This is a genomic window from Comamonas sp. wu1-DMT (genome assembly GCF_040187805.1).
In the GTDB taxonomy this organism is placed as follows: Bacteria; Pseudomonadota; Gammaproteobacteria; order Burkholderiales; family Burkholderiaceae_C; genus Comamonas; species Comamonas thiooxydans.
Map to the genome: position 1 here is coordinate 1 of NZ_JBANEM010000028.1, position 24,009 is coordinate 24,009.

The 24,009-nt window shown below is 61.9% G+C and carries 19 protein-coding genes and 3 tRNA genes; 10 read left to right on the forward strand and 12 right to left on the reverse strand.

All coding sequences use genetic code 11. The features are described from left to right. Positions 1-21: 21 nt before the first annotated feature. The 9 genes from V8Z78_RS24690 to V8Z78_RS24730 all read right to left on the reverse strand — a co-directional run bounded on the left by V8Z78_RS24690 (position 22) and on the right by V8Z78_RS24730 (position 11,352). Positions 22-97: transfer RNA gene (locus V8Z78_RS24690), tRNA-Gly, on the reverse strand. A 57-nt stretch (positions 98-154) separates the two neighbouring features. After that, positions 155-230: transfer RNA gene (locus V8Z78_RS24695), tRNA-Gly, on the reverse strand. A 109-nt stretch (positions 231-339) separates the two neighbouring features. Beyond that, the gene (gene lon, locus V8Z78_RS24700; RefSeq protein ID WP_034360129.1) at positions 340-2,754 is read right to left on the reverse strand and encodes an endopeptidase La; all 2,415 of its coding nucleotides are present in this window, start codon (positions 2,752-2,754) and stop codon (positions 340-342) included. A 154-nt stretch (positions 2,755-2,908) separates the two neighbouring features. Then, positions 2,909-4,171: an ATP-dependent Clp protease ATP-binding subunit ClpX gene (gene clpX, locus V8Z78_RS24705; protein WP_012837449.1), complete on the reverse strand. Its 1,263-nt coding sequence runs from the start codon at positions 4,169-4,171 to the stop codon at positions 2,909-2,911. 176 nt (positions 4,172-4,347) lie between these two features. After that, positions 4,348-4,956 carry an ATP-dependent Clp endopeptidase proteolytic subunit ClpP gene (gene clpP / locus V8Z78_RS24710; protein WP_003068910.1) on the reverse strand — a complete coding sequence of 203 codons (609 nt, stop codon included), beginning with the start codon at positions 4,954-4,956 and terminating at the stop codon, positions 4,348-4,350. A 133-nt stretch (positions 4,957-5,089) separates the two neighbouring features. Beyond that, positions 5,090-6,400, reverse strand: a complete 1,311-nt coding sequence (tig, locus tag V8Z78_RS24715; protein WP_003068908.1) for a trigger factor — start codon at positions 6,398-6,400, stop codon at positions 5,090-5,092. 335 nt (positions 6,401-6,735) lie between these two features. Further along, positions 6,736-6,822, reverse strand: a tRNA-Leu gene (locus tag V8Z78_RS24720). An 85-nt stretch (positions 6,823-6,907) separates the two neighbouring features. Beyond that, a complete protein-coding gene (locus tag V8Z78_RS24725; protein WP_280041331.1) occupies positions 6,908-10,117 on the reverse strand; it encodes an efflux RND transporter permease subunit in 3,210 nt (1,069 codons plus the stop codon). Continuing rightward, entirely contained in the window at positions 10,114-11,352 is a 1,239-nt protein-coding gene (locus V8Z78_RS24730) for an efflux RND transporter periplasmic adaptor subunit (RefSeq protein WP_349732330.1), read from the reverse strand. The genes V8Z78_RS24725 and V8Z78_RS24730 overlap by 4 nt, the downstream gene beginning before the upstream one ends. A 191-nt stretch (positions 11,353-11,543) precedes the next feature. Between V8Z78_RS24730 and hpnC the strand changes: the two genes are divergently transcribed. The 4 genes from hpnC (at position 11,544) to V8Z78_RS24750 (ending at position 15,924) form a co-directional block, all read left to right on the forward strand. Then, positions 11,544-12,425 (forward strand): squalene synthase HpnC, encoded by an 882-nt coding sequence (hpnC, locus tag V8Z78_RS24735; protein WP_314353494.1) that lies wholly within the window; start codon positions 11,544-11,546, stop codon positions 12,423-12,425. A gap of 132 nt (positions 12,426-12,557) precedes the next feature. Then, positions 12,558-13,397 (forward strand): presqualene diphosphate synthase HpnD, encoded by an 840-nt coding sequence (hpnD, locus tag V8Z78_RS24740; protein ID WP_349732331.1) that lies wholly within the window; start codon positions 12,558-12,560, stop codon positions 13,395-13,397. 7 nt (positions 13,398-13,404) lie between these two features. Beyond that, the gene (hpnE, locus tag V8Z78_RS24745) at positions 13,405-14,751 is read left to right on the forward strand and encodes a hydroxysqualene dehydroxylase HpnE (RefSeq protein ID WP_349732332.1); all 1,347 of its coding nucleotides are present in this window, start codon (positions 13,405-13,407) and stop codon (positions 14,749-14,751) included. A gap of 150 nt (positions 14,752-14,901) precedes the next feature. Beyond that, positions 14,902-15,924 carry a Bug family tripartite tricarboxylate transporter substrate binding protein gene (locus V8Z78_RS24750; RefSeq protein ID WP_046462588.1) on the forward strand — a complete coding sequence of 341 codons (1,023 nt, stop codon included), beginning with the start codon at positions 14,902-14,904 and terminating at the stop codon, positions 15,922-15,924. Positions 15,925-16,035: 111 nt separating this feature from the next. Here V8Z78_RS24750 and V8Z78_RS24755 read toward each other — a convergent pair whose 3' ends face one another. The 3 genes from V8Z78_RS24755 to V8Z78_RS24765 are packed head-to-tail and all read right to left on the reverse strand — an operon-like array spanning position 16,036 to position 17,939. Further along, positions 16,036-16,251, reverse strand: coding sequence for a DUF2788 domain-containing protein (locus V8Z78_RS24755; protein ID WP_003068886.1), 216 nt, complete (start codon positions 16,249-16,251; stop codon positions 16,036-16,038). Between the two features lie 47 nt (positions 16,252-16,298). Beyond that, on the reverse strand, positions 16,299-17,144 hold the full coding sequence (locus V8Z78_RS24760; protein WP_349732333.1) for a DUF2189 domain-containing protein: 846 nt from the start codon (positions 17,142-17,144) through the stop codon (positions 16,299-16,301). 45 nt (positions 17,145-17,189) lie between these two features. Continuing rightward, a complete protein-coding gene (locus V8Z78_RS24765; RefSeq protein ID WP_349732334.1) occupies positions 17,190-17,939 on the reverse strand; it encodes an HAD family hydrolase in 750 nt (249 codons plus the stop codon). A 73-nt stretch (positions 17,940-18,012) separates the two neighbouring features. Here V8Z78_RS24765 and hemH point away from each other — a divergent pair, with 73 nt between their 5' ends. The 6 genes from hemH (at position 18,013) to V8Z78_RS24795 (ending at position 23,980) form a co-directional block, all read left to right on the forward strand. Beyond that, a complete protein-coding gene (gene hemH, locus V8Z78_RS24770; protein ID WP_003068882.1) occupies positions 18,013-19,110 on the forward strand; it encodes a ferrochelatase in 1,098 nt (365 codons plus the stop codon). Between the two features lie 45 nt (positions 19,111-19,155). Next, positions 19,156-20,133, forward strand: a complete 978-nt coding sequence (locus V8Z78_RS24775; RefSeq protein ID WP_046462591.1) for a LysR family transcriptional regulator — start codon at positions 19,156-19,158, stop codon at positions 20,131-20,133. A 194-nt stretch (positions 20,134-20,327) separates the two neighbouring features. Then, positions 20,328-21,281 (forward strand): isopenicillin N synthase family dioxygenase, encoded by a 954-nt coding sequence (locus V8Z78_RS24780; protein ID WP_349732335.1) that lies wholly within the window; start codon positions 20,328-20,330, stop codon positions 21,279-21,281. A gap of 11 nt (positions 21,282-21,292) precedes the next feature. Beyond that, entirely contained in the window at positions 21,293-22,093 is an 801-nt protein-coding gene (locus V8Z78_RS24785) for an alpha/beta fold hydrolase (protein ID WP_349732336.1), read from the forward strand. 40 nt (positions 22,094-22,133) lie between these two features. Further along, positions 22,134-23,132 (forward strand): ABC transporter substrate-binding protein, encoded by a 999-nt coding sequence (locus V8Z78_RS24790; RefSeq protein ID WP_349732337.1) that lies wholly within the window; start codon positions 22,134-22,136, stop codon positions 23,130-23,132. A gap of 68 nt (positions 23,133-23,200) precedes the next feature. Then, a complete protein-coding gene (locus V8Z78_RS24795; RefSeq protein ID WP_046462595.1) occupies positions 23,201-23,980 on the forward strand; it encodes an ABC transporter ATP-binding protein in 780 nt (259 codons plus the stop codon). Positions 23,981-24,009: the final 29 nt, after the last annotated feature.

Here is a 24,009-nt window from a genome sequence, read left to right on the forward strand (position 1 = left end):
TTGCTACAGGTTCTGAAAACCTGGAGCGGGAAAACGGGTTCGAACCGTCGACCTATACCTTGGCAAGGTATCGCTCTACCAACTGAGCTATTCCCGCATTCAAAAAGCTTTCACCTTTTGATGCGAACCTGTATTGCTACAGGTTCTGAAAACCTGGAGCGGGAAAACGGGTTCGAACCGTCGACCTATACCTTGGCAAGGTATCGCTCTACCAACTGAGCTATTCCCGCATATCTACCGAAGCCCAACATTGTACAACGTTGTTTGCTGCGATGGATGAATTGTAGCGCAGTTCTGAGCCCTCCCAGAAAAAACGCCACAATTTTCACAAAACAAGCATCAATGCTTGATGGCCGCCTCTACCGGCTTGGCATCGGTGGACGCCACGGCAGCTACAGCCTCCTCAGTCAAGGGATCCGGCACGCGCTCCAGCGCCACCTTGAGAACCTGATCGATCCATTTCACAGGAACGATTTCCAGACCGCTCTTCACATTATCGGGAATGTCCTGCAAATCCTTGGCATTCTCTTCAGGAATGAGCACGGTCTTGATGCCACCACGCAGAGCAGCCAGCAGCTTTTCCTTGAGGCCGCCGATCGCCGTGACTTCACCGCGCAAGGTGATTTCACCGGTCATGGCCACATCAGCTCGCACGGGAATGCCAGTGAGAGCCGAGACAAAAGCTGTCGTCATCGCAGCACCGGCGCTGGGGCCATCCTTGGGTGTAGCGCCGTCAGGCACGTGCACATGGATGTCCTTTTTCTCGAAGGCTTCATCCTTGATACCAAGCAAACGAGCGCGACTACGCACCACGGTGCGAGCAGCTTCGACCGACTCCTTCATCACATCGCCCAGAGAACCTGTGCGCGTAATGACGCCCTTGCCTGGCATGGTGGCGGCTTCGATGGTCAGCAGATCGCCGCCGACTTCAGTCCAGGCCAGACCCACAACCTGCCCCACCTGATTGGCATGCTCGGCACGGCCATAGCTGAACTTGCGCACGCCCAGATATTCATTGAGGTTGTCGGCATTCACCTCCACCTTGGGCTGAAGCTTGCCAAGTTGCAAGCCCTTGACCACCTTGCGGCAAATCTTGGACAGCTCGCGCTCAAGCGAACGCACGCCCGCTTCGCGGGTGTAGTAGCGCACGATGTCACGAATCGCGGCTTCGGTCACTTCCAGCTCGCCGTCCTTCACGCCGTTGTTGGTGATCTGCTTGGGCAGCAGATAGCGGATGGCAATATTGGTCTTTTCGTCTTCGGTATAGCCCGACAGACGAATCACCTCCATGCGATCCAGCAAGGCCGAGGGAATGTTCATGGAGTTGGAGGTCGCCACAAACATCACGTCGGACAGGTCGAAGTCGACCTCCACGTAGTGGTCACCAAACTTGTTGTTCTGCTCGGGGTCCAGCACTTCCAGCAGCGCGCTCGAAGGATCGCCACGGAAGTCCATGCCCAGCTTGTCGATTTCGTCCAGCAGGAACAGAGGATTACGCGTACCGACCTTCTCCAGGCTCTGCAGCACCTTGCCGGGCATGGCGCCAATATAGGTACGGCGGTGACCGCGAATTTCCGCCTCGTCTCGCATGCCGCCCAGCGCCATGCGCACGTACTTGCGACCTGTGGCCTTGGCAATGGACTGCCCCAGCGAGGTCTTGCCCACGCCGGGAGGACCCACCAGACACAGAATGGGCGCCTTGACCTTGTCCACACGCTGCTGCACGGCAAGATACTCGAGAATGCGGTCCTTGACCTTTTCCAGGCCGAAGTGATCTTCGTTCAGCACTTCCTCGGCATTCGCCAGATTGTGCTTGATCTTGGTCTTCTTGCTCCAGGGCAGTCCAGTCAACACTTCGATGTAGTTGCGCACCACCGAAGCTTCAGCCGACATGGGCGACATCAGCTTGAGCTTCTTGAGCTCGGCCTCAGCCTTTTTGCGAGCATCGGCAGGCATCTTGGCGAGCTTGATCTTTTTCTCGATCTCCTCGATGTCGGCACCATCCTCACCCTCGCCCAGCTCCTTCTGGATGGCCTTGACCTGCTCATTCAGATAGAAGTCGCGCTGATTTTTCTCCATCTGGCGCTTGACGCGGCCACGGATGCGCTTGTCGACGTTGAGGATGTCAACTTCGCGCTCGAGTTGCTCGAACAGGTTTTCCAGACGCTCCTTGATGTCCACCAGATCCAGCACCGCCTGCTTGCTCTCGAGCTTGAGAGGCAGGTGCGCCGCAATGGTGTCCGTCAGACGACCGGCATCGTCGATGCTGGCGATCGAAGTCAGGATTTCCTGAGGAATTTTCTTGTTGAGTTTGACGTACTGGTCAAACTGCTGGGTCACGGCACGGCGCAACGCTTCGATTTCGCTTTGCTCATGGGCATCGCCTTCGGGCTCCACGGGCGTCACAGATGCCGTGAAGTGAGACTCTTCGTCGGCAACCTGCTTGACCAGCGCGCGCTGCTGGCCTTCCACCAGCACCTTCACGGTGCCGTCGGGCAGCTTGAGCATCTGCAAGATGGTGGAGACACAGCCCACATCAAACATGTCTTCCGCTGCAGGCTCGTCCTTGGAGGCCGTCTTCTGCGCCACCAGCATGATGCGGCGGTCGCCTTCCATGGCCAGCTCCAGAGCCTTGATGCTCTTGGCACGCCCCACGAACAGCGGAATCACCATATGCGGAAACACCACCACATCGCGCAGCGGCAGCAGTGGCAGGTCCAGCTCGGTAGAAGGCAAAGGGGTTTGTCCAGACATAGGTATCCTCGGTTTCTCAGCGGTAGATGGTCCGCTTACCGGTGTATTTCAACCCCTGGGGGCAAATTGTTTTTGCCGCCTCAGGGCATTGCCTTTCAGCCGCAGGCGACAAAACGAGCCCATTAGAGGGCCCGCCTTGCACGCAAGCACAGTATCAGGCCTTTTTGGCCGCTTCGCGGTAAACCAGCAGCGGCTCCTTGCCGTCTTCAATGGTGGCTTCTTCCACCACTACCTTTTCCACATTCTCGGCGGTCGGCAACTCGAACATGGTGCTGATCAGCGCCTGCTCGACAATGGAGCGCAGGCCACGGGCACCGGTCTTGCGAGCCAGGGCCTTGCGGGCGATCGCCTTCAGGGCCGCGGGGCGGATCTCCAACTCCACACCCTCCATGGCCAGCAGCTTGCTGTACTGCTTGACCAGCGCATTCTTGGGCTCGGTCAGGATCTGTACCAGTGCATCTTCGCTGAGTTCGGCCAGCGCCGTCACCACGGGCATACGCCCCACCAGCTCGGGGATGATGCCGAACTTGATCAGATCCTCAGGCTCGATCTCGAGGAACATCTCCGAGATGGAGCGCTGCTTCTTGCTCTTGACGGTAGCGCCAAAGCCTATGCCCGAAGCCTCGGTGCGGTTCTCGATGACTTTCTCCAGTCCCGCGAACGCGCCGCTGCAGATGAACAGGATATTGGTGGTGTCGATCTGCAGAAAGTCCTGGTTCGGATGCTTGCGTCCACCCTGGGGAGGAATGCTGGCCATCGTGCCTTCGATCAGCTTGAGCAGCGCCTGCTGCACGCCCTCGCCCGATACGTCGCGCGTGATGCTGGGGTTGTCCGACTTCCGGGAGATCTTGTCGATTTCATCGATGTAGACAATGCCACGCTGAGCACGCTCGACGTCGTACTCGCAGCTTTGCAGCAGCTTCTGAATGATGTTCTCGACGTCCTCGCCCACATAGCCAGCCTCGGTCAGCGTGGTGGCATCGGCCATCACGAATGGCACATTGAGCTGACGCGCCAGCGTCTGGGCCAGCAAGGTCTTGCCCGAACCCGTGGGACCGATCAGCAAGATATTGCTCTTGCTGAGCTCCACATCGTCCTTGCCGGCCTTGTCCTTGTGGTTCAGGCGCTTGTAGTGGTTGTAGACCGCCACGGCCAGCGTGCGCTTGGCCTGCTCCTGACCGATCACATAGTTGTCGAGATTAGCCTTGATTTCGGCGGGCGTAGGCAGATCGCCGCGACCTTCCTTGGCATCGGCGGCAGGCTGTTCGTCGCGAATGATCTCATTGCACAAGTCGATGCACTCGTCGCAGATGAACACGGACGGGCCGGCGATCAGCTTCTTGACCTCGTGCTGGCTTTTGCCGCAGAAGGTGCAATACAAATTCTTTTCGGTGGAAGAGCCTTTTTTATCGGCCATGGGGGCTGTGCCTCGTTACGAAAAAACGAAAATTAATGATAACCAAAGACAAGGCGGCGTAGGCCATCAGGGACAAACGCCGCCGAGCAAGCCCCGGGAGCCAGTCAGCAGCTCCCAGGTTTTTCATTGCCAGCACCCGCAATCCCAATCAGACATGAGACTCGGTGCTATGCATTTCAGGAACGCTTGCTGATTACCTGGTCGACCAGGCCGTATTCCTTAGCCTCATCGGCGGAAAGGAAATAGTCGCGCTCGGTGTCGTTCTGAATCTTTTCCAGGGGCTGACCGGTACGCTCGGCGAGTATTTTGTTCAGGCGCTCGCGGGTCTTGATGATTTCGCGGGCATGAATTTCGATTTCGGTCGCCTGACCACGTGCACCGCCCAGAGGCTGGTGAATCATGACCTGGGCATTGGGCAGTGCATAGCGCTTGCCCTTGGCTCCGGCCGACAGCAGGAAAGCGCCCATGCTCGCCGCCATGCCGGTGCACAGCGTCGAGACATCAGGCTTGATGAAGTTCATGGTGTCAAAAATCGCCATGCCTGCCGTCACGCTGCCGCCAGGGGAGTTGATATAGAAGGAAATGTCCTTGTCAGGATTTTCGCTTTCCAGGAACAACAACTGGGCTACCACCAGGTTGGCGGTCTGATCGTTAACCTCGCCCACCAGGAAAATCACGCGCTCCTTGAGCAGACGCGAATAAATGTCATAGGAGCGCTCACCGCGACCCGACTGTTCAATGACCATGGGCACCATGCCCAAACCCAATGTATCCAATGCGCTCATGTTTTCTCCAGTGCTATGCGCCTACTGTAGCCGCATTCTGAAAAGAAAATGGGGCTTGCGCGCAAAAGCACAAGCCCCGCAATTTAACTTATCGGAACTCGCCTAGGGCAAGCACCGATAAAAGATCCAGCCCTTAGGCTTGACCCATCAGCTCGTCGAAGGAAACGGCCTTGTCAGTCACCTTGGCCTTGCCCAGAACGAACTCGGTCACGTTGTTTTCGATCACAACGGCTTCCACTTCAGCCAGACGATTGCGGTCGCCGAAGTACCAGCGCACCACGTCTTCGGGCTTCTCGTAGCTGGATGCCAGCTCTTCCACATGAGCCTTGATCTGTTCGGCAGTGGCTTGCAGGTTGTTGGTCTTGACCAGCTCGGCCACCACCAGGCCCAGACGCACACGACGCTCGGCTTGGGGCAGGAAGATGTCTTCAGGGATTTCAGCCTTGGCTGCGTCCTTGATGCCGCGCTGTTCCAGTTCGGCGCGTGCGCCTTCCAGCAGGCGGCCCACTTCAGCTTGCACGGAAGCCTTGGGCAGATCCAGCTCGGCCACGGACACCAGGGCGTCCATCACGGCTTGCTTGTTGCGGCCTTGAACGCGGAACTTCACTTCGCGCTCCAGGTTCTTCTTGATGTCGTCGCGCAGGGCTTCAACAGAGCCGCCGTCCACACCCAGAGTCTTGACGAACTCTTCGTTCACTTCGGGCAGGTTGGGAGCTTCCACCTTCTTGACGGTCACCAGGAAGTCTGCGGTCTTGCCAGCCACATCGGCGCCGTGGTAGTCAGCAGGGAAGGCCAGGGGGAAAGTCTTGGACTCGCCAGCCTTCATGCCGCGGGTTGCGTCTTCGAATTCCTTGAGCATCTGGCCTTCGCCGACCAGGAACTGGAAGTCTTCAGCCTTGCCGCCGGAGAAAGTCTCGCCGTCAATCTTGCCTTCGAAGTCCACAGTCACGCGGTCGCCGTCCACGGCTGCTTCACCGGCAGCGCGCTCGGTGAAGGTGCGACGCTGCTTGCGCAGAATGTCCACGGTCTTGTCGATGGCTGCGTCGTCCACGCTGGTGGACAGCTTTTCCACTTCGGCTGCAGTCAGATCACCGATCTTGACTTCGGGCATGACTTCGAACACGGCATCGAATTGTGCTTCGCCTTCGGGAGCGCCTTCCTTCTCGGTGATCTTGGGCTGACCGGCAACACGCAGATCGGCTTCGTTCACGGCAGCGGCAAAAGCCTCGCCCACCTTGTCGTTCAGCACTTCGTATTGCACGGAGTAGCCATAACGCTGAGCCACAACGCTCATGGGCACCTTGCCAGGACGGAAGCCGTCCATCTTCACGGTGCGTGCCACCTTCTTCAGGCGAGCATCAACTTCAGACTGGATCGCAGACAGGGGCACGCTCAGCGTGATCTTGCGCTCGAGCTTTTCAAGAGTTTCAACGTTAACGGCCATGATTTTTCCTAAGAGGGATGAGGACCGTGCAGATTGCCAAGCAACCCGCACCGTATTGCGCAAAGTCACAGTGCGCGCATACCCAACGACATGCGGCACCACAAATTTCCAGAGCCTGCCCCGGTCATTTGCCCCAGCGTCTGACGCCAGGCATTTGTTCAAATCAGGAACAGGCGAAGCCGACCATTATAACGAGGCGCCGCGCAGGCTCCGCCATCGCCCTACAGGGGTTTGCCTTAAAAGCTGACGCTGCACCTGCAAAGCAGGGGCAGGAAAAGAAAAAGCCCGTAACGGCTTGGGGTTACGGGCTTGAGGCAGCAGGGACTGCCAATGTCTGGTGCGCGGAGCCGGACTCGAACCGGCACGGTGTTGCCACCGTCAGGACCTAAACCTGGTGCGTCTACCAATTTCGCCACCCGCGCGGTCAGCAATGCGCAAATTTACGCTTACTGAGGTCAAGACGCAGATTCTAGCCGCAAAACCGGCGCTCTTTCGCGCAAAACAGGCTCAGGCTGTGTCCTTTCTGATGCGAAAAGCCGCCGCATACATGGCGGGCAAGGCCAGCAAGGTCAGCACGGTCGCCACAATCAGACCGCCCATGATGGCCACAGCCATGGGCCCCCAGAACACGCTGCGCGACAGCGGAATCATGGCCAGCACGGCAGCTGCTGCGGTCAGCACGATGGGACGCAGCCGATGCACGGCAGCCTCCACAATCGCGTCCCAGGCCGGCACACCCTGGGCACGTCCGCTCTCGATCTGATCGATCAGGATGACCGAATTGCGCTGAATCATGCCCATCAAAGCCACAACGCCCAGCAGTGCCACAAAGCCAAAGGGGCGATTCAGCAGCAGCAAGGCCGCAGCCACACCAGGAATGCCTAGCGGACCGGTGATAAACACCAGCAGCGAACGGCTGACGCTGCGCAGCTGCAACATGAGCAGCGTGAAGGTCAGGAACAGCAGCACCGGGACTCCGGCCACGATGGCACCAGAACCCTTGGAGCTTTCCTCCACGGCACCAGCCACCTCGATGCGATAGCCGGTGTCGCCTGCAGCATGCCAGCCAGCCTCCATCTTGCGCAACTGCGGCAACAGCTCGTTGGTCAGCGTTGCACCTTGCAGGCCTTCGCGCACATCGCCTTGAACGGTAATCGCGAAGTTTCGCTTTTCGCGCCACATCACACCCGGCTCCCAGACCATGACGGGCTTGGCAATCTGCGTGAGCGGAATGGACTGCCCGTTTGCCGTGGTGACATAGACACCCGCGATATCGGTAATCGCATCGCGGTCCTGTTTGGGCGGGCGCATCACGATATCGATCAGCTTGTCGCCTTCACGGAACTGCCCCACGGTGGTGCCGCTGAAGTTCATGCCCGTGGCTTCGGCGATCGACTGGCTGGTCACACCCAGGGCACGCGCCTTGTCCTGATCGACCTGCAGGCGGATGACCTTGACGGACTCGTTCCAGTTGTCGTTCACGCCACGCATATCGGCATTGGCCTGCATGAGCGCCTTGACTTCATCGGCGTAGGTACGCAGCTTGGCAGGGTCCGAGCCCATGACACGGAACTGCACCGGATATTGCACAGGAGGCCCGTTGGGCAGCAGCTTGGAGCGCGCGCGCACCTCAGGGAATTCCTCAGCCATCAGCGCCGGCAGCTGTTTGCGGATTTCCTCGCGCGCCTTCAGATCTTTGGCCACCAGAATGAACTGGGAGACGTTGTTCTGCGGAAACACCTGGTCCAGCGGCAGATAAAAGCGCGGTGCTCCGGAGCCTATCCATTCGCTGACGGACTCCACACCGTCGAGCTGCAAAAAGCGCTTTTCCACGCGCAGCGTCACCTCCTTGTTGGCCTGCAGGGAAGTGCCCTCGGGGAACCATATATCGACCAGCACTTCGGGCCTGCTGGAATCGGGGAAAAACTGCTGCTGCACCTTGCCCATGCCCGCCAGACCCAGCACGAACACCAGCACCGTCGCGCCAATCGTCAGCCAGCGGTGCTGCACACACCAGTTCACCATGCGGCGAAAACGGTTGTAGAACGGCGTATCGAACAGCTCATGTTCACCTGCATTGGTGTTGATGCCTGCTTCTTCGGCCGAGACCTCACCGGATGCCACCTCGGGCGGCAGCTTGGCGGCATGCGGCGGCTTCTTGAGCAGCAGCAGGCCCAGATAGGGCACGAAGTACACCGAGGCGAACCAGCTGAGCACCAGCGCAATCACCGTCACCGCGAAGATGGCGAAGGTGTATTCACCCGTCATGGACTTGGCCATGCCGATGGGCAAGAAGCCCGCTGCCGTGATCAGCGTGCCGGTCAGCATGGGCTTGGAGGTGATTTCATAGGCAAAGGTGGCGGCACGGTACTTGTCGTAGCCTTCCTCCATCTTGCGCACCATCATCTCCACGGCAATGATGGCGTCGTCCACCAGCAGGCCCAGCGCAATGATGAGCGAGCCCAGCGACACCTTGTGCAGACCGATATTCCAGTACCACATGGCCAGGAAGGTCGCGGCCAGCACCAGGGGAATGGTGATGCCCACCACCAGTCCGGGGCGCGGATCGATATACCAACGCTTCCACAGCGGATGCTGCCCCGGGCGCTTGTGCAGGCCCAGGCTCAGAAAGCTCACGGCCAGCACCACGACCACGGCTTCGATCAGCACCTGGAGAAACTCGCTGACCGAATCCGCCACCGCCTTGGGCTGGTTCTGCATATTGCTCAGCGTCACGCCCACGGGCAGGCTTTTGGCGATGCGCTCTGTGGCCTGCGTCAGCGCCTTGCCCAAGGCAATGATGTCACCGCCCTTGACCATGGACACCCCCAGGGCCACCGTGGGCTCGCCCTGAAAGCGCACCATGACATTGGCCGGGTCGGCATAGCCACGGTGCACTTCAGCGATATCGCCCAACCTGAACTGCGCCCCGCCCTGGCCGACGATGGGCATGGCACGCAGTTGCTCCAGATCGTTGAACTGGCCTTGCACACGCAACACAATGGTTTCGGCAGGCGTCTGCAAGGTACCGGCCGATGCCACGGCATTTTGCTGGTTGAGCTGATCGAGTACCTGCTTGAGGTTCAGCCCCATCTGTGTGGCGCGGTGCGACAGCTCCACATAGACCTTTTCGTCCTGCACGCCGAACTGCTCAACCTTGGCCACATCGGGCACCTGCAGCAGTTGCTGACGCACATCGTCGGCCAGGGTCTTGAGCTCGGCATAGCTGAAGCCCTTGGCCTGCAGCGCATAGATCACGCCATAGACATCGCCGAAATCGTCGTTGAAGAACGGCCCCTGCACGCCCTGCGGCAGGGTGTAACGCATGTCCCCCACTTTCTTGCGCACCGTATACCAGAGCTGCGGCACTTCCTTGGGGGGAGAGTAGTCCTTGACCTGGAAGATGACCTGCGACTCGCCGGGCTTGGAATAGCTGCTGATCTTGTCGGCATAAGGCACCTCCTGCAGCGTTCGCTCGATCTTGTCCGTCACCTGCTGAGCCACCTGCTCGGCAGTCGCGCCGGGCCAGTAAGTGCGAATGACCATGGCGCGGAAGGTGAACGGAGGATCCTCGTCCTGGCCCAGCTGGAAGAAGGCCGTAAAGCCCAGCAGCATCAGCACGACTATGAAATAGCGTGTCAGCGCCACATGATCGAGCGCCCAGCGAGACAAATTGAAATGCGCGCCACTGGTCTTCTTGTGTCCAGCGCCGCTCATTTGCCCGCCTCCGCAGCCACCGCAGGCTGACCCACACCTGATTCATGAGCATCCTGCGCTTTACCTGCCTGCGTTTTCGGCTGATTTGATGCAGAGCCCTGCAGCGGCTTTGCATACTTATCGCGATATACCGTCACCTTCTGCCCGGGGGTCAGCACATGGGCGCCCGTGGCCACCACCTGCATACCAGGTTGCAGACCCGAGGCAATCACCGCCTCATTACCGTCGGCGCTGGCAATCTGCACCGGCTGCAGCTTCACCGAGCTGCTGGCCGCGTCATAGAGCCAGACGGCCGTACCCTGACCATTACCGCCCTCCTGGCGCAAGGCCGTGGTTGGCAACTTGATGACCTGGCGGCCCATGGCTTCGCGGCTCACACCCATGCCCTCGGGCATGACATGCACGGTCGCGCCCAATGCAGGCAGGTCCGTACCTTGCAGCGCAGCCTTGACCACATAGGTGCGTGTGGCTGGGTCGGCACTGGCCGCCACCTCACGCACCTGTGCGTTGATCATGCGCGACTCATCCGACCAGGGACGCACCTTCACGCCCTGGCCCGGCTTGATGGCACTGCGCCGGTCCTCGGGCACGCTGAACACCGCATCGCGTGCACCATCCTGGGCAATCCGCACCACAGGCGTGCCGGCCGCAACCACCTGACCGGGCTCAGCCTCCACGGCGGTGACCACGCCATCGGCATCGGCCAGCAACTGGGTATAGTTTTCCTGATTGGACTGGCTTGAGAGCTGGGCTCGCGCCTGATCGAGCGAGGCCTGGGCCGCCTTCAGATTGGCCTCATAGCGTTCCATCTCCGCGGCGCTGATGAAGTTCTGTGCACGCAGGGTACGAAAACGCCTGGCATTGGCCTCTGCCAGATCGCGCTGCGTGGTGGCCGATGCAAGCTGGGCACGCGCGGCATCGGCACTGAGCTGATAGTCACGCGCATCCAGGCGCGCCAGCACCTGTCCGACCTTCACATGCTGGCCCAGTTCCACCTCGCGCCTGGTGATCTTGCCCGCCACGCGAAAGCCGAGGCGAGACTCCACACGGGCCCGCACATCACCCGAGTATTCCTGGGCAGATTCGATCGCCCCCTCACCCACGGTCACCAGCTTGACGGCACGCACCGGCTCGGGCGCAGCCTCTTTCTTGGAACAGGCCGACAACATGACAGCAGCCGCCACTATGGACAGCGCAGCCAAGGGCACGGCAGGCCGGCGCGGCAAAGACAACATTGCAAAACGACGAGAAGACGAAACAGCCATGGTGTTCTGGGCTTGTAAAAATAGGAAAAGCGCAGTCGCCGGGCTGGCCGCTGCACCAAAGTCAGCGCTGATTGTGCACGCACGTGCGCTTTTGCGCCGTCTTTTTATGGGCTGCCGCAAGCCGGCAAGTCCACCCGGTCCACAATACGGGCGTGAACCATATGCCCCCAGCGAGCCCCGCCGCCAACGCGCCGGCCAGCATCACCCACTACGAAAATTTCCCTGTCGCATCCTGGCTGTGCCCGCCACGACTGCGTGCGCCCATCGCCGCCATCTATCACTTTGCGCGCACCGCCGACGACCTGGCCGACGAAGGCGATCACTGCGCAGAGAAGCGCCTGGCTCAGTTGCAGCAATATGCCGACGATCTGCAGCAGCTGGGCAGCGCCGGCGAAGCCGCCATGCTGATGCGTACAGCATGGCCGCATATCTTTGGCCCGCTGGCAGTTCAGGTTCAGGCCCATCGTATGCCCAAGCCATTGCTGGCCGACCTGCTCAGTGCCTTCGAGCAGGACGTGCGCATGACGGCCGCCCAGACCCGCTACACCGATATGGCCCAACTGCTGGATTACTGCCGCTGCTCGGCCAACCCGGTCGGCCGCCTGCTGCTGCATCTGTATGGCGTGGTCAACGCCAAGGCACTGATTCAGAGCGACGCCATCTGCACCGCCCTGCAGCTCATCAACTTCTGGCAGGATCTGAGCCAGGACTTGCCGCGCCAGCGCCATTACCTGCCGGATGCCGATCTGGCCCGCCACGGCCTTGTGCGCAGCGCCATCAAGCCCGAAGCAGCGGCATTGACACCCGAGCTGCGCTCTCTGCTCGGCGAGCTCAACCGCCAGGCCCGCAGCCTCATGATCCATGGGGCGCCTCTGGTGCATCAGCTACCCGGCCGCACGGGCTGGGAACTGCGCCTGGTCGTGCAAGGCGGTCTGCGCATTCTGGACAGGCTGGACGCCATGCAGGGGCGCAACCTCTATCAGCGCATCAAGCTGAGCAAGCTCGATATGGTCGCCATGCTCTGGCAAGCCGTGCGAATGTGATCGAAAAGATAGCTCCAAACCCCTTATAGACCTGTGCAAGGCGCTATTGAATTTGACTTCCAACCAGGCGCATGCCGCGCATTTCACTGTTGTGTCGGCCAACGACCCGCGTCATGGGACAATGCTCCCCCTATGAATCCGGATCAGTACGTCCAAGACAAAGCCGCCTCTTCGGGCAGCAGCTTCTATTACGCCTTTCTCTTCTTGCCCAAGGAGCGCCGCGCCGCCATCACGGCTTTCTATGCCTTCTGCCGCGAAGTGGATGACGTGGTCGACGAGGTCACGGACCCCGGCGTGGCAGCCACCAAGCTGGCCTGGTGGAAGGCCGAGGTGCACAGGGCATTCACCAGCCAGTCCGCTCATCCCGTGATGCAGGCACTGATGCCCCACGCCAAGACCTATGGCATCGAAGAGCGCCATCTGCAGGCCGTCATCGAAGGCTGCCAGATGGATCTGGATCAGACCCGCTATCTGGACTTAGCCGGTCTGCAGCGCTACTGCCATCTGGTCGCCGGCGTGGTCGGCGAAGTCGCCGCCCGCATCTTCGGCCAGACCGATAAGCGCACCACCGAATACGCCCACACGCTGGGTCAGGCCCTGCAGCTGACCAATATCATCCGCGACGTGGGCGAAGATGCGATGCGCGGCCGTATCTACCTGCCCATCAGCGAGCTCCAGCAGTTCGACGTCAAGGCCCACGAGATCAACAAGCGCGAGTATTCGGATCGCTTCACGGCGCTGATGCGCTTTCAGGCCGAGCGTGCCCACAGCCTGTATGACAAGGCGCTGGGCCTGCTGCCCGACGCCGACCGCCACGCACAAAAGCCCGGCCTGATGATGGCGAGCATCTATCGCACCCTGCTGCGCGAAATCGAGTCCGAGAACTTCCAGGTGCTGCACCAGCGCATCAGCCTCACGCCGCTGCGCAAGTTCTGGCTGGTCTGGAAGATGCAGGCACTGGGCCGCATGTAAGCGCGCCATGCAAGTTGCCATCATCGGTGGCGGCTGGGCCGGCATGGCTGCCGCAGTACAGCTCTCGCTCAGCGGTCATCGGCCCACGGTTTTCGAAGCCGGCCGCCAGCTGGGTGGCCGGGCCCGCAATCTGGAACTGCCGGGCGGCACCATCGCCGACAACGGCCAGCACATTCTGATCGGCGCCTATGCCGAATGCCTGCGGCTCATGCGTGTCGTGGGCGCGGCGCCAGAGCATGCCCTGCTGCGCAGGCCACTGGCCATGCGCTATGCCGATGGCAGCGGCCTGTCCTTCCCCAACCTGCCGGCGCCGCTGGACGCCTTGATCGGCATTGCCACAGCCAGCGGCTGGTCACTGCGCGAACGTGCCGCCCTGCTGGGCCGTGCCCTGCGCTGGCGAATTCAGGGCTTTCGCTGCGCAGATGCTGCAACCGTTGCCGATATCTGCAGCGGCCTGCCAAAGCGCCTGTTCAATGAATTCATCGAACCTCTGTGCGTGTCGGCCCTCAATCTGCCAGCCGCAGAGGCCAGCGGCAGCATCTTCTTGCGTGTGCTGCATGACGCACTGTTCGCGGGCACGGGCGGCTCGCACTTTCTGGTGCCACGCTGCGGCCTTGGCGATCTCTTTCCCATCCCGGCTGCGCAATGGCTGCAAGGCCGCGGCCATGCGGTGCATACGGCCAACCGCATTCAGGAGCTGAGCCCCCAGGGCCGGCAATGGCTGCTGCGCAGCTCCAATCCAGCCATTGCCGCGGAGCTGGAGCAATCGCGCTTTGATGCCGTGCTGCTGGCCTGCCCACCTCAGGAAGCCGTCCGCCTGGCCCTGCTGGCGGCCGAAGACCAGCGCCTGCCCGCCCGCGACGCGGTGGCTTACCAGCACTGGGCACAGACCGCGCAGGCGCTGGAGCACACGGCCATTGCCACGGTCTATGCGCGCACCAGCCATCGCCTTACCGCCGGACTGCCCTGGCAGGCACTGCAACCCGGCAAGCAGGCTCCAGCCCAGTTTGTGTTTGACCGCGGGCACCTGCAGCCATCAGATGACACCCAGCAAGGCCTGATGGCCTTTGTCGTCAGCGACTGCCGCACGGACCGCCAAGCCCTGGAGCAGCAGATGCTGGAACAAGCCCGTCAGCAACTGGGCTGGCAGGACATTCAAGCTGTGCTGACCGTGGTTGAAAAGCGCGCCACATTTGCCTGCCGACCCGGCGTGAAGCGCCCTGGCTTGGAGCTGGGCCATGGCCTCTGGGCTTGCGGCGACTATCTGAATGGGCCCTACCCGGCGACGCTGGAAGGCGCGGTGCGTTGCGGGATAACGGCAGCCGACGAACTGGTCCGGATGGACCAGGGCTGAGCAGCTCTAGAGCAAACCCTATCAGCACAATCCTGATGCCTGGATAGTCCTGCTGCACCAGGTTTGACAGCGATTTGACAGCCACAGTTGCAACCATGGCCGAAGAGGCAATCTCTCAGCCGCCAAAAGCCAAAAAGCAACGGAGACAACATGGCATCCACGTTCGACAAGTCCACTCGCGAAGTTCTGAGCATCTCGCGCCGCCATCTGCTGACCGGCGCCGGAGCCCTGGCCTGCAGCAGCCTGCTGCCCGGCATGGCCCGCGCTGCCGATGACGGCTGGCCCAGCCGCCCGATTCGCTTTGTCGTGCCTTTTGCGCCTGGCGGCAGCTCTGAAATCGTGGCCCGCTCCACCGCCGCAGAGCTGTCCAAGACCATAGGCCAGAACGTATTCGTGGACAACAAGCCCGGCGCTGCGGGCAATATCGCCATGCAGGAAGTGGCTCGCGCCGATGACCAGAGCACGGTCATCCTCGGCCATATCGGTACCCTGGCCGTCAACCCTTATATTTTCGACAAGCTGCCCTGGGACCCTAAAAAGGACTTTGTGCCCGTGAGCCTGCTGGCCAAGGTGCCCAGCCTCTATGTGGTGCACCCCGATCTGCCCGTCAAGAACATTGCCGATCTGGTGGCCTATGCCAAGAAGAACCCCGGCAAGCTCAGCTATGGCTCGGCCGGCAACGGCAGCGCGGGGCATCTGGCATTCGAATACCTGAAAATGACGGCCGACATCTTCATGCTCCACGTGCCCTACCGCGGCACCGGCCCCATGATGACCGACCTGCTCTCGGGCCGCCTTGATGCTGCCTCGGTCGGTGCCGCCGCGCTGCTGCCCTTCATCAAGGCCGGCAAGGTGCGCTGCATCGCCACCGGCTCGACCAGGCGCCTGCCGCAATTGCCCGACGTGCCCACGGTGGCCGAACAGGGCTTTTCGGGCTTCGAGATGACCCAGTGGTACGGCATGCTGGCCCCTTCCAGCCTGCCTCGCGCCCATGTAGACAAGCTGGCAGCAGAGTGCGCCAAGGCCGTCAAGGCGCCCGATGCACTCAAGCGCTTGCAGGGCGACGCGGCCGAGCCCATTGGCAGCACGCCGGAGCAGTTTGCCCAGTTCATCGCCACCGAGCAGAACCGCTGGCAAAAAGTGCTCAAGCGCGCACAGGTGAAACCGGGTTAATCCACTGAGACACCGCTTCTTCCCCCTTCTTTACGGAAGGGGGCTAGGTTCTCGCTGCGGGGCGGACCTTGCTCGAGTAGTGAGCCGGTCAGCGCCGCCCCATGTATCGGCTCAGCGGCTCTCTATCCACCACTGGATGATGATCTTGGCGAGATAGCCTACAAAGCCCACACCCAGGCCCAGAAAGATCACAAAGGTGCCGAACTTGCCTGCCTTGGATTGACGCGCCAGCTGCAGGATGATGAACACCATGAACAAGATGAAGGCGCCCACGCCCCAGGTCAGGAAAAAGTGGGCAAGCTGTTCTTCCGTATATCCGAATATCACGACAACCAGGTCCTTACAGCCTTTGCCAGGCCCTGGTCGCGCAGCGCTCAGACGGCAGGCACTATCGCGTCATCCCTGGCCGGGAATGCAGAGGCATCCACCAGGTCTCGATAGGCGTGCCAGCTGGCATGGCCCAGCAGGGGCATCACAACCACCAGCCCCAGCAGATAGCTGCCAAGGCCCAGCAAAGTCAACATCACAATCAGCGCCGCCCACAAGGCCATAGGGCCAGGGTTGGCCAGCACCACGGACCAACTGGTCAACACGGCCTGGCGCACGGTCACTCGCCTGTCCAGCATCAGCGGCATGGCCACCACGCTGGACGCAAAAATCGGAGCAGCCAGAAAGCTGCCCAAAGCCATCCATTGCACAAATAGCTGACCATCCCTGGCCAGCACCACATGCGCAATGAAATCCTGCAGGGTCTGCACGCGCACGGGCGACATCACAGTGATCAGCGATGCCGAAATCAGCACCCAGCCCGTGGCGGCCAGCGCCAGCAAGGCGCCGAACCGAACCATGCACCAGTACCCTCCCCGGCCCGTGGCATGGCAGCTCTGCCACTGCGTCCAGGTGCGGCGGATCAGACCCCAGTCTGCCACCTCACCGCGCTCCATGGCCCGGCTGACGGCATAGAGGCTGGTGGCCACCAGAGGCCCCACCACCAGAAAGCCCGACAAGGCCCCTGCCATCAACCAGAAGCGATTGTGCCCCAGGGTCAGGATTGCTGCACCGATCAGGATCAAGGCAAGACCATGCGCCAGACTGATTAACGGAGCGCTAGAAATGTCCTGCAAGGCTCTGGACAACCACACCAGAGGCCGGCTCCAGGCAATGGTTCGCACAGGTGCCAGTGAAGGCGTGTGAAGACAGGCAGACAGGCAGGTAGGCATAGGCGGTCCTTGTTCGCTGACCCGCACTGCTCCCGCTCGTCCCGGTCAACGATCTGCCAGCCCCTGACACAACTGCCAAAGGCTGGCGACTGTGACGTGGGGTTCAGCTCCCACGCAAGGCCATGCTACCTGCCCGCGGTTGAGCCAGACTGCGTGCATACCCGCATCCATCGCGCCCCGGGCATCCAGCTCCGCATCATCGCCGATGTGCAGCACATGCTCGGGGGGCACGCCAGCCGCATCGGCCGCGGCCTGGAAAAACCGCGTCTCGGGCTTGGCCATGCCGGCTCCGCTGGCAGACAGCGAGGCATGGAAGTGCTCGCCTATCCCCACCACATGCACATTCGCATTGCCATTGGACAGGGCCACCACCGGCCAGCGCTGCGAGAGAAACTGCAGCGCCGGCAAGGCGTCGTCAAACAGCTCTACCCGCTGGCGAGCGGCAAAGAACGCGTCAAAGGCCGGTTCGGCCAGGGCAGGATCGTCACCAGCGCGGCTCAGCGCCAGCCGGATGGACTCGCGGCGCAGGCCGCTGAGGTCGGCTTTCAGATCCGGGCGCAAGGCCACGATTTCATGGCGCAGGGCGCGCACCTTGTCTGTATCGCCCAAGTGCTCGGCCGTAGCGGGAGCATGCTGCGCGAGCCACTGCAGCAAAACAGCCTCTGCCTTGGCAATCGTGGGCCAGATGGGCCAGAGCGTGTCGTCCAGATCCAGGCTGATGGCACGAATCTGGCCGCTGTGGCGCAGGCGCTGAAGGGTTTCAATGGCTGAGGCGGTGGTGTCTTGGGGTTGCATGTCCCGAAGAATAGCGCCCCGGCTAATGCCGCAGAGCGGCTGCGCCTATCCGATTAGCTGACACAATTGCGCCATGCCATCACGCTTTGCGCCCGAACCCCGCTTCCGTCACGATCAATCCGCACGCACCGGCATCCTGCTGTGCAATCTGGGCACGCCGGCCGCGCCCACGGCCGCCGCAGTGCGCCCGTATCTGGCGGAGTTTCTCGGTGACGATCGTGTGGTCGAGATTCCCAAGCTCGCCTGGTGGCCGATTCTGCACGGCATCATCCTGCGCACCCGTCCGGCCAAGTCGGCCGCCAAGTACGCCACCGTCTGGCATGAAAAAGACGGCTCCCCGCTGCTGCACTGGACCACACGCCAGGCCACTTTGCTGCGCGGCTGGCTGGGCGAGCGGGGCCACAATGTGCTGGTGCTGCCAGCCATGCGCTACGGCACGCCGTCCATTGCGGCCCAGTTGGATGCGCTCAAGAAAGACGGCGCAACGCGCATCCTGATCCTGCCGCTGTACCCCCAGTATTCGGGCACGACCACGGCCAGCGTGTTCGACGCCGTCTACGACTGGGCCAGGACCCAGCGCCATATTCCCGAGCTGCGTTTCGTCAACCGCTACCACGACGATGCCGGCTATATCGAAGCGTTGGCACAGCGCATAGAAGCCCATTGGCGCGGCCATGGTCGCGGGGAGAAGCTGGTCATGAGCTTTCATGGTGTGCCTGAGCGCACCCTGCATCTGGGCGACCCCTATCACTGCGAATCGCACAAGACGGCACGCCTGCTGGCCGAGCGACTAAAGCTCGGCAACGAGCAGTATCTGGTGACCTTCCAATCGCGTTTTGGCAAGGCCAAATGGCTGGAACCCTATACCGAGCCTTCGCTGATTGCCATGGCCCAGGCTGGCACTCGGCGCGTCGACGTGGTCTGCCCCGGCTTTACCAGCGACTGCCTGGAGACGCTGGAGGAAATCAAGCAGGAAGCGCGTGAGGCCTTTTTGCATGCGGGCGGCCAGCAGTTCGAGTACATAGACTGCCTCAACGACAGTGCGCCCTGGATCACCGCCCTCAGCGATATTGCCCAGCAGCATATGCAAGGCTGGCCCACCGGGCGCGAGGACGATGTCGATCTCAAGGCCCGCGCCCAGCACGCCAAGGCGGCCGGCGCGCCGCAGTAGGCGGCCATCCAGCGAACTGGCACGGCATATGCTGCCTCCGGCAGCATGCATATTCACGCCCGCTCCATTCGCTATTTCGACATGATCCGCCGTTGCGGCTCCATACGCGAAGCCGCACGCCATCTGCATGTGGCTTCATCAGCAGTCAACCGCCAGCTGCTGCAGCTCGAGGACGAAATCGGTAGCCCGCTGTTCGAGCGCCTGAGCTCGGGCCTGCGGCTCACGGCCGCCGGCGAAGTTTTTTCGCGCCATGTGATCACGGTGCTGCAGGACGAGCACCGCCTCAGCACCGAGCTGGAGCTGCTGCGCGGCGTGCGTCGCGGCTCGGTCAGCGTGGCTGCCGTGGAAGGCCTGAACGCCGACCTGATGCCGGCCGTGCTCACGCAGATGCACAGGCGCTACCCCACGATTCAGATTCATGTGCGCACCTGCGGCTCCCAGCAGGCGGCACAGGCCGTGATTCAGGGCGATGCGGACGTGGGCATAGGCTTTTCGGTCAAGCGCCACGACAATCTGCGCCAATGCACCATGGGCCGCTTTGCGCTGGGTGCCATCGTGCCGCCCAAGCACCCGATTGCCCAGCTGGAGCGCGTGGACTTTGCGCAATGCGCGGCCTTTCCGCTGATTCTGCCAACGCCCGAACTCTCCATGCACGACTTGCTGCAGCCCTTGCTGGCGCACCACAAGCGTGCATTGCAGGTGTTGCTGGAAACCTCGTCCATTGAGCTGGCCAAGAGTCTTGCCGAACGCGGCGTGGGCATTTTCTTCCAGAGCCGCCTGGGACTGGAGCGCGAGCTGCGCGAAGGCAGGCTGGTCCATGTGCCGCTGGATACGCCCACCACGCTGTACTCCGAACTCGGCGTCTATGTGCGTGCAGGACGCACGCTGCCATCGGCACTCGACGCCTTCAACCGCATCGCGGCCGATGCCATAGAAAGCCGCGAGGACGAGGAAAGCGTCGCCCTGCGTGAATGGGTGGCCCGCACGCAGACCGCCGCTGCAGCGGCTTGCGCCAGAAGCTGAACCCGCCCCCCGGCCTGTGCCTGCACCGGCATTGTGCGCATCGCTTTTTGCGAATGCACCAATGCCGTGCAGCCCTTTACCCATCAGCGACTGGCGCTCACATTTTTAGATCACCCCGCAGCAAAAGCTGCGCTATCCAGCACGGGCTGCGCTTTCTAAACTGACTCCAGTTCTTCAGTTTCTGGACGCCATTTGTGAGCATCTCTGCCCTCCCCCTCATCGACATCAGCGGCCTGCACAGCCATGACCCTGTGGATCAGCATCTGGTGGCCGAGCAGCTGCGCCAGGCTTGCGAACAGCACGGCTTCTTCTATATCACCGGCCATGGCATAGACCCGGCGCTGATCAGCAGCCTGTTTGCCGCCAGCCAGCGCTTCTTTGACCTGCCCATGACCGAAAAGCTGGCCGTGGACAAAAAGCTCTCCCGCTGCAATCGCGGCTATGAGCCGCTGCGCGCCCAGACGCTGGAGAGCGGCGCACCACCCGATCTAAAGGAAAGCTTTTACGCCGGCGCCGAGGTCGCGGCCAACGATGCGCGCGTGCTGGCCGGCCGCTTCAATACCGGCCCCAACCAATGGCCCGAAACCCTGCCCGACTTCCGCGCCGTGATGCAGAACTACTACCAGGCCGCCTACGACCTGGGCGCGACCATTGTGCGCGGCCTGGCCTTGTCTCTGGGTGTTCCGGTCAGCCACTTCGACGGCTATCTCAAGGAGGCCGCCGCGACCCTGCGCCTGCTGCATTACCCGCCCCAGCCTGCCAACCCCGCACCCGGCGAGAAAGGCTGCGGCGAGCACACGGACTTCGGCGGCGTGACCTTGCTGCTGCAGGACGAGGCCGGCGGCCTGCAGGTCTGGGACAAGAATCTCGACAGCTGGATCGACGCGCCCCCCGTGCCCGGCGCCTTCGTCGTCAACATCGGCGACCTGTTCGCGCGCTGGACCAACGACCGCTATGTCTCCACCTTGCACCGGGTCATCAATGTCTCGGGTCGCGAACGCTATTCCGTGCCCTTTTTCTTCACGGGCAACCCGCTGCACAAGGTGGAATGCATTCCCACCTGCCTGGACGAGGGCGAGCTGCCCAGATACCCGGCTGTCACGGTGGAGCAGCACCAGATCGAATGCTATCGCCGCACCTACGGTTGACGGAGACCACGATGACAAGCTCACGCAATATGGTGCTGATCCACGGGGCCTGGCAAGGCAGCTGGGCTTTTGCGGCCTGGACGCCGCTGCTGCAGGCCCGAGGCTGGAAGGTGCTTGCCGTCAATCTGCCGGGCAACGATGCCGCCGCCGAAGACGACAGCTGCGCCAATCTCGACGGCTACACCGCCCATGTGCTGCGCGTGCTGGAGTCGCTGGACGGCCCTGCCGTGGTCGTCGGTCACAGCGGTGGCGGCATGACGGCGTCTCAGGTCGCCCAGGCTGCCCCCGAGCGGGTCAGCGCCCTGGTCTATCTGGCCGGAATGATGCTGCCCAGCGGCATGAGCTATGGCGATGTGATCGCGCAATGCAGCGCCGCCGATCCGGGCTTCGACTACCAGGGCATAGGCCCGCATCTGGCCTGGAACGAGCAGCGCAATGCCAGCAGCGTTCCGTTGGAAGCCGCCATGGCTTTGTTCCTGCATGACTGCCCTCCGACCGCAGCACTCAAGGCGGCCAGCCGTCTCTGCGTCCAGCCCGAAACGGGCCGGGCCATGGTGAACCGGCTCAGCGCCGAGCGTTTTGGCCGGGTGCCACGTATCTATGTGGAATGTCGTCAGGACCGCTCCGTGACGCTGCCGCTGCAGCAGCGCATGCAGCAGCTCACGCCTGGCGCCAGACGCATCAGCCTCGATTGCGGCCATGTGCCCCAACTGGCCTGCCCTCAGGCCCTGAGCGACGCCTTGCTGCCGGTTCTCAATGAAATCCACTCAAAACCTTTCATGAGACTGCGCATGCCGCTCATCAATGTATAGCAACCAATTGCCCCGGATTCGCATTCTTCAGGAGTTATTCATGACGCGCCCCACTACTTTCTTCAAACGCCCCATCCTTGCCGCCATGCTCGTCGCCTGTGGCGCAGCGGCCCAGGCGGCCGACAAGCTCACGGTACAACTCGACTGGCTGCCCGGGGGCGACAAGTCCTTTGTCTATGCCGGCGTGCAGCAGGGCTTTTTCAAGGACGAAGGCCTGGACGTGAAGATTGTTCCGGGCCGAGGTTCGGCCGATGCCGTCACCAAGGTGGCCTCGGGCTCTGCCGATGTGGGTTTTGGCGGTATCTCGGCGCTGATGATGGCCGCTGCCGAAGGCAGGATTCCCGTCAAGGCCGTGATGTCGCTGTATTCCAAACAGCCCGATGCGCTGTTCACGCGAGCCGACAGCAAGATCAGGAACCTGAAGGACATGGAAGGCAAGACGGTGGCCATGCCCACCTTCTCCTCGTCGAATGCGCTGTGGCCCATCGTGCTGCAGAAGAACGGCGTGGACGCCAGCAAGATCAAGGTCATCAAGTCGGACCCGGCCACGCTGGCTCCCATGCTGGCTCAGGGCCGCGTGGACGCGACCATCAACTGGGTGACCGTGGCTCCGGCCTTCGGCGCCGTGCTCAAGCAGGCCAGCAGGGAACTGTCGGTCCTGCCCTGGACGCAGTTCGGTCTGGACGGCTATGGCTGGTCCGTCATGGCCAGCGACAAGACCATCAAGGAACGCCCCGAGGTACTCAAGCGCTATGTGCGGGCACTGGGCAAGTCGCTGGAGTTCTCCATCCAGAACCCGCAAAAGGCGGCCGAGTCGCTGAAGGCCCAGGTGCCCGAAGCCGACACAGCCGTGGTCAAGGCCGAATTTGAAGCCTCCATCCCGCTGCTCAGGAACGAGATCAGCCAGCGCGACGGCCTTGGCAAATTTGAGCCCCGGCTGCTGGCTGCCACCTGGGGCTGGGTGGCCCAGTCCATGAGTTACGACCTCAAGAAGGTCGACCCGGAAACGCTGGTGGATCGCCGCTTTCTGAGCCAGTAAATGCCATGCGAGGGCGGCGCAGCGCCGCCCTCGCGCTCCCGCCCTTATTCTTTCCTTGATCGCCTGCCATGCAATACGTAATCGATCTGAACGCGGTCACCCAGACCTTTGTCTCCAGCGATGGCAGCCCTGTCACGGCCCTGCAAGGCGTGGACCTGCATCTGCGCCGCCACGAATTCGTCTCGCTGATCGGCCCATCGGGCTGCGGCAAGTCCACCATATTGCGCCTGATTGCGGGTCTGATCCGCCCCAGCAGCGGCGAGCTACGCATCTTCAATCTGCCCGTAACCGAACCACGCGACGAGATCGGCATGGTTTTCCAGAAGCCGACGCTGCTGCCCTGGCTCTCGGTGCTGGACAACATCACCTTCCCCATGCGCCACAAATACGGCCATGTGGAAATGAAGGAGGAGGCCCGCGCCCAGCAACTGCTGGAGATGATCGGTCTCAGGGACTTCGGCCACAAGCGCCCCCACGAACTCTCGGGCGGCATGCAGCAGCGCGTCGCGATTGCACGCTCCTTGCTGCATGACCCGGACATCTTGCTGATGGACGAGCCCTTTTCGGCGCTGGACGCACTCACACGCGACGAAATGAGCCTGGAGCTGCTGCGTATCTGGAACGAGCGCCCCAAGACCGTGGTCTTTGTGACCCACTCCATCCAGGAGGCCTTGCTGCTGTCCGACCGCATCGTGGTCATGAGCGCCCGCCCGGGCCGTGTGGCCGACATCATCGATGTGCCGCTGGCACGCCCGCGCAGCATGGCCACCCTGGCCGATCCCGTGTTCACCGAAATGGCCAACGAGATTCGTCTCCAGGTCTTCAGCAAACACCCCGCACACGCCTGAAGATCCTCCCGCAGCCCCAAGAGGCCCCC

Coding starts and splice junctions, on each gene's coding strand:
- hemH (WP_003068882.1), top strand. CDS start 18,013: ATGCCATCACGCTTTGCGCCCGAACCCCGCTTCCGTCACGATCAATCC.
- V8Z78_RS24795 (WP_046462595.1), top strand. CDS start 23,201: ATGCAATACGTAATCGATCTGAACGCGGTCACCCAGACCTTTGTCTCC.
- hpnD (WP_349732331.1), top strand. CDS start 12,558: ATGAATCCGGATCAGTACGTCCAAGACAAAGCCGCCTCTTCGGGCAGC.
- V8Z78_RS24725 (WP_280041331.1), bottom strand. CDS start 10,117: ATGAGCGGCGCTGGACACAAGAAGACCAGTGGCGCGCATTTCAATTTG.
- V8Z78_RS24750 (WP_046462588.1), top strand. CDS start 14,902: ATGGCATCCACGTTCGACAAGTCCACTCGCGAAGTTCTGAGCATCTCG.
- V8Z78_RS24775 (WP_046462591.1), top strand. CDS start 19,156: ATGCATATTCACGCCCGCTCCATTCGCTATTTCGACATGATCCGCCGT.
- lon (WP_034360129.1), bottom strand. CDS start 2,754: ATGTCTGGACAAACCCCTTTGCCTTCTACCGAGCTGGACCTGCCACTG.
- clpP (WP_003068910.1), bottom strand. CDS start 4,956: ATGAGCGCATTGGATACATTGGGTTTGGGCATGGTGCCCATGGTCATT.
- hpnE (WP_349732332.1), top strand. CDS start 13,405: ATGCAAGTTGCCATCATCGGTGGCGGCTGGGCCGGCATGGCTGCCGCA.
- V8Z78_RS24760 (WP_349732333.1), bottom strand. CDS start 17,144: ATGCCTACCTGCCTGTCTGCCTGTCTTCACACGCCTTCACTGGCACCT.
- V8Z78_RS24785 (WP_349732336.1), top strand. CDS start 21,293: ATGACAAGCTCACGCAATATGGTGCTGATCCACGGGGCCTGGCAAGGC.
- hpnC (WP_314353494.1), top strand. CDS start 11,544: ATGCCCCCAGCGAGCCCCGCCGCCAACGCGCCGGCCAGCATCACCCAC.
- tig (WP_003068908.1), bottom strand. CDS start 6,400: ATGGCCGTTAACGTTGAAACTCTTGAAAAGCTCGAGCGCAAGATCACG.
- V8Z78_RS24730 (WP_349732330.1), bottom strand. CDS start 11,352: ATGTTGTCTTTGCCGCGCCGGCCTGCCGTGCCCTTGGCTGCGCTGTCC.
- clpX (WP_012837449.1), bottom strand. CDS start 4,171: ATGGCCGATAAAAAAGGCTCTTCCACCGAAAAGAATTTGTATTGCACC.
- V8Z78_RS24765 (WP_349732334.1), bottom strand. CDS start 17,939: ATGCAACCCCAAGACACCACCGCCTCAGCCATTGAAACCCTTCAGCGC.
- V8Z78_RS24790 (WP_349732337.1), top strand. CDS start 22,134: ATGACGCGCCCCACTACTTTCTTCAAACGCCCCATCCTTGCCGCCATG.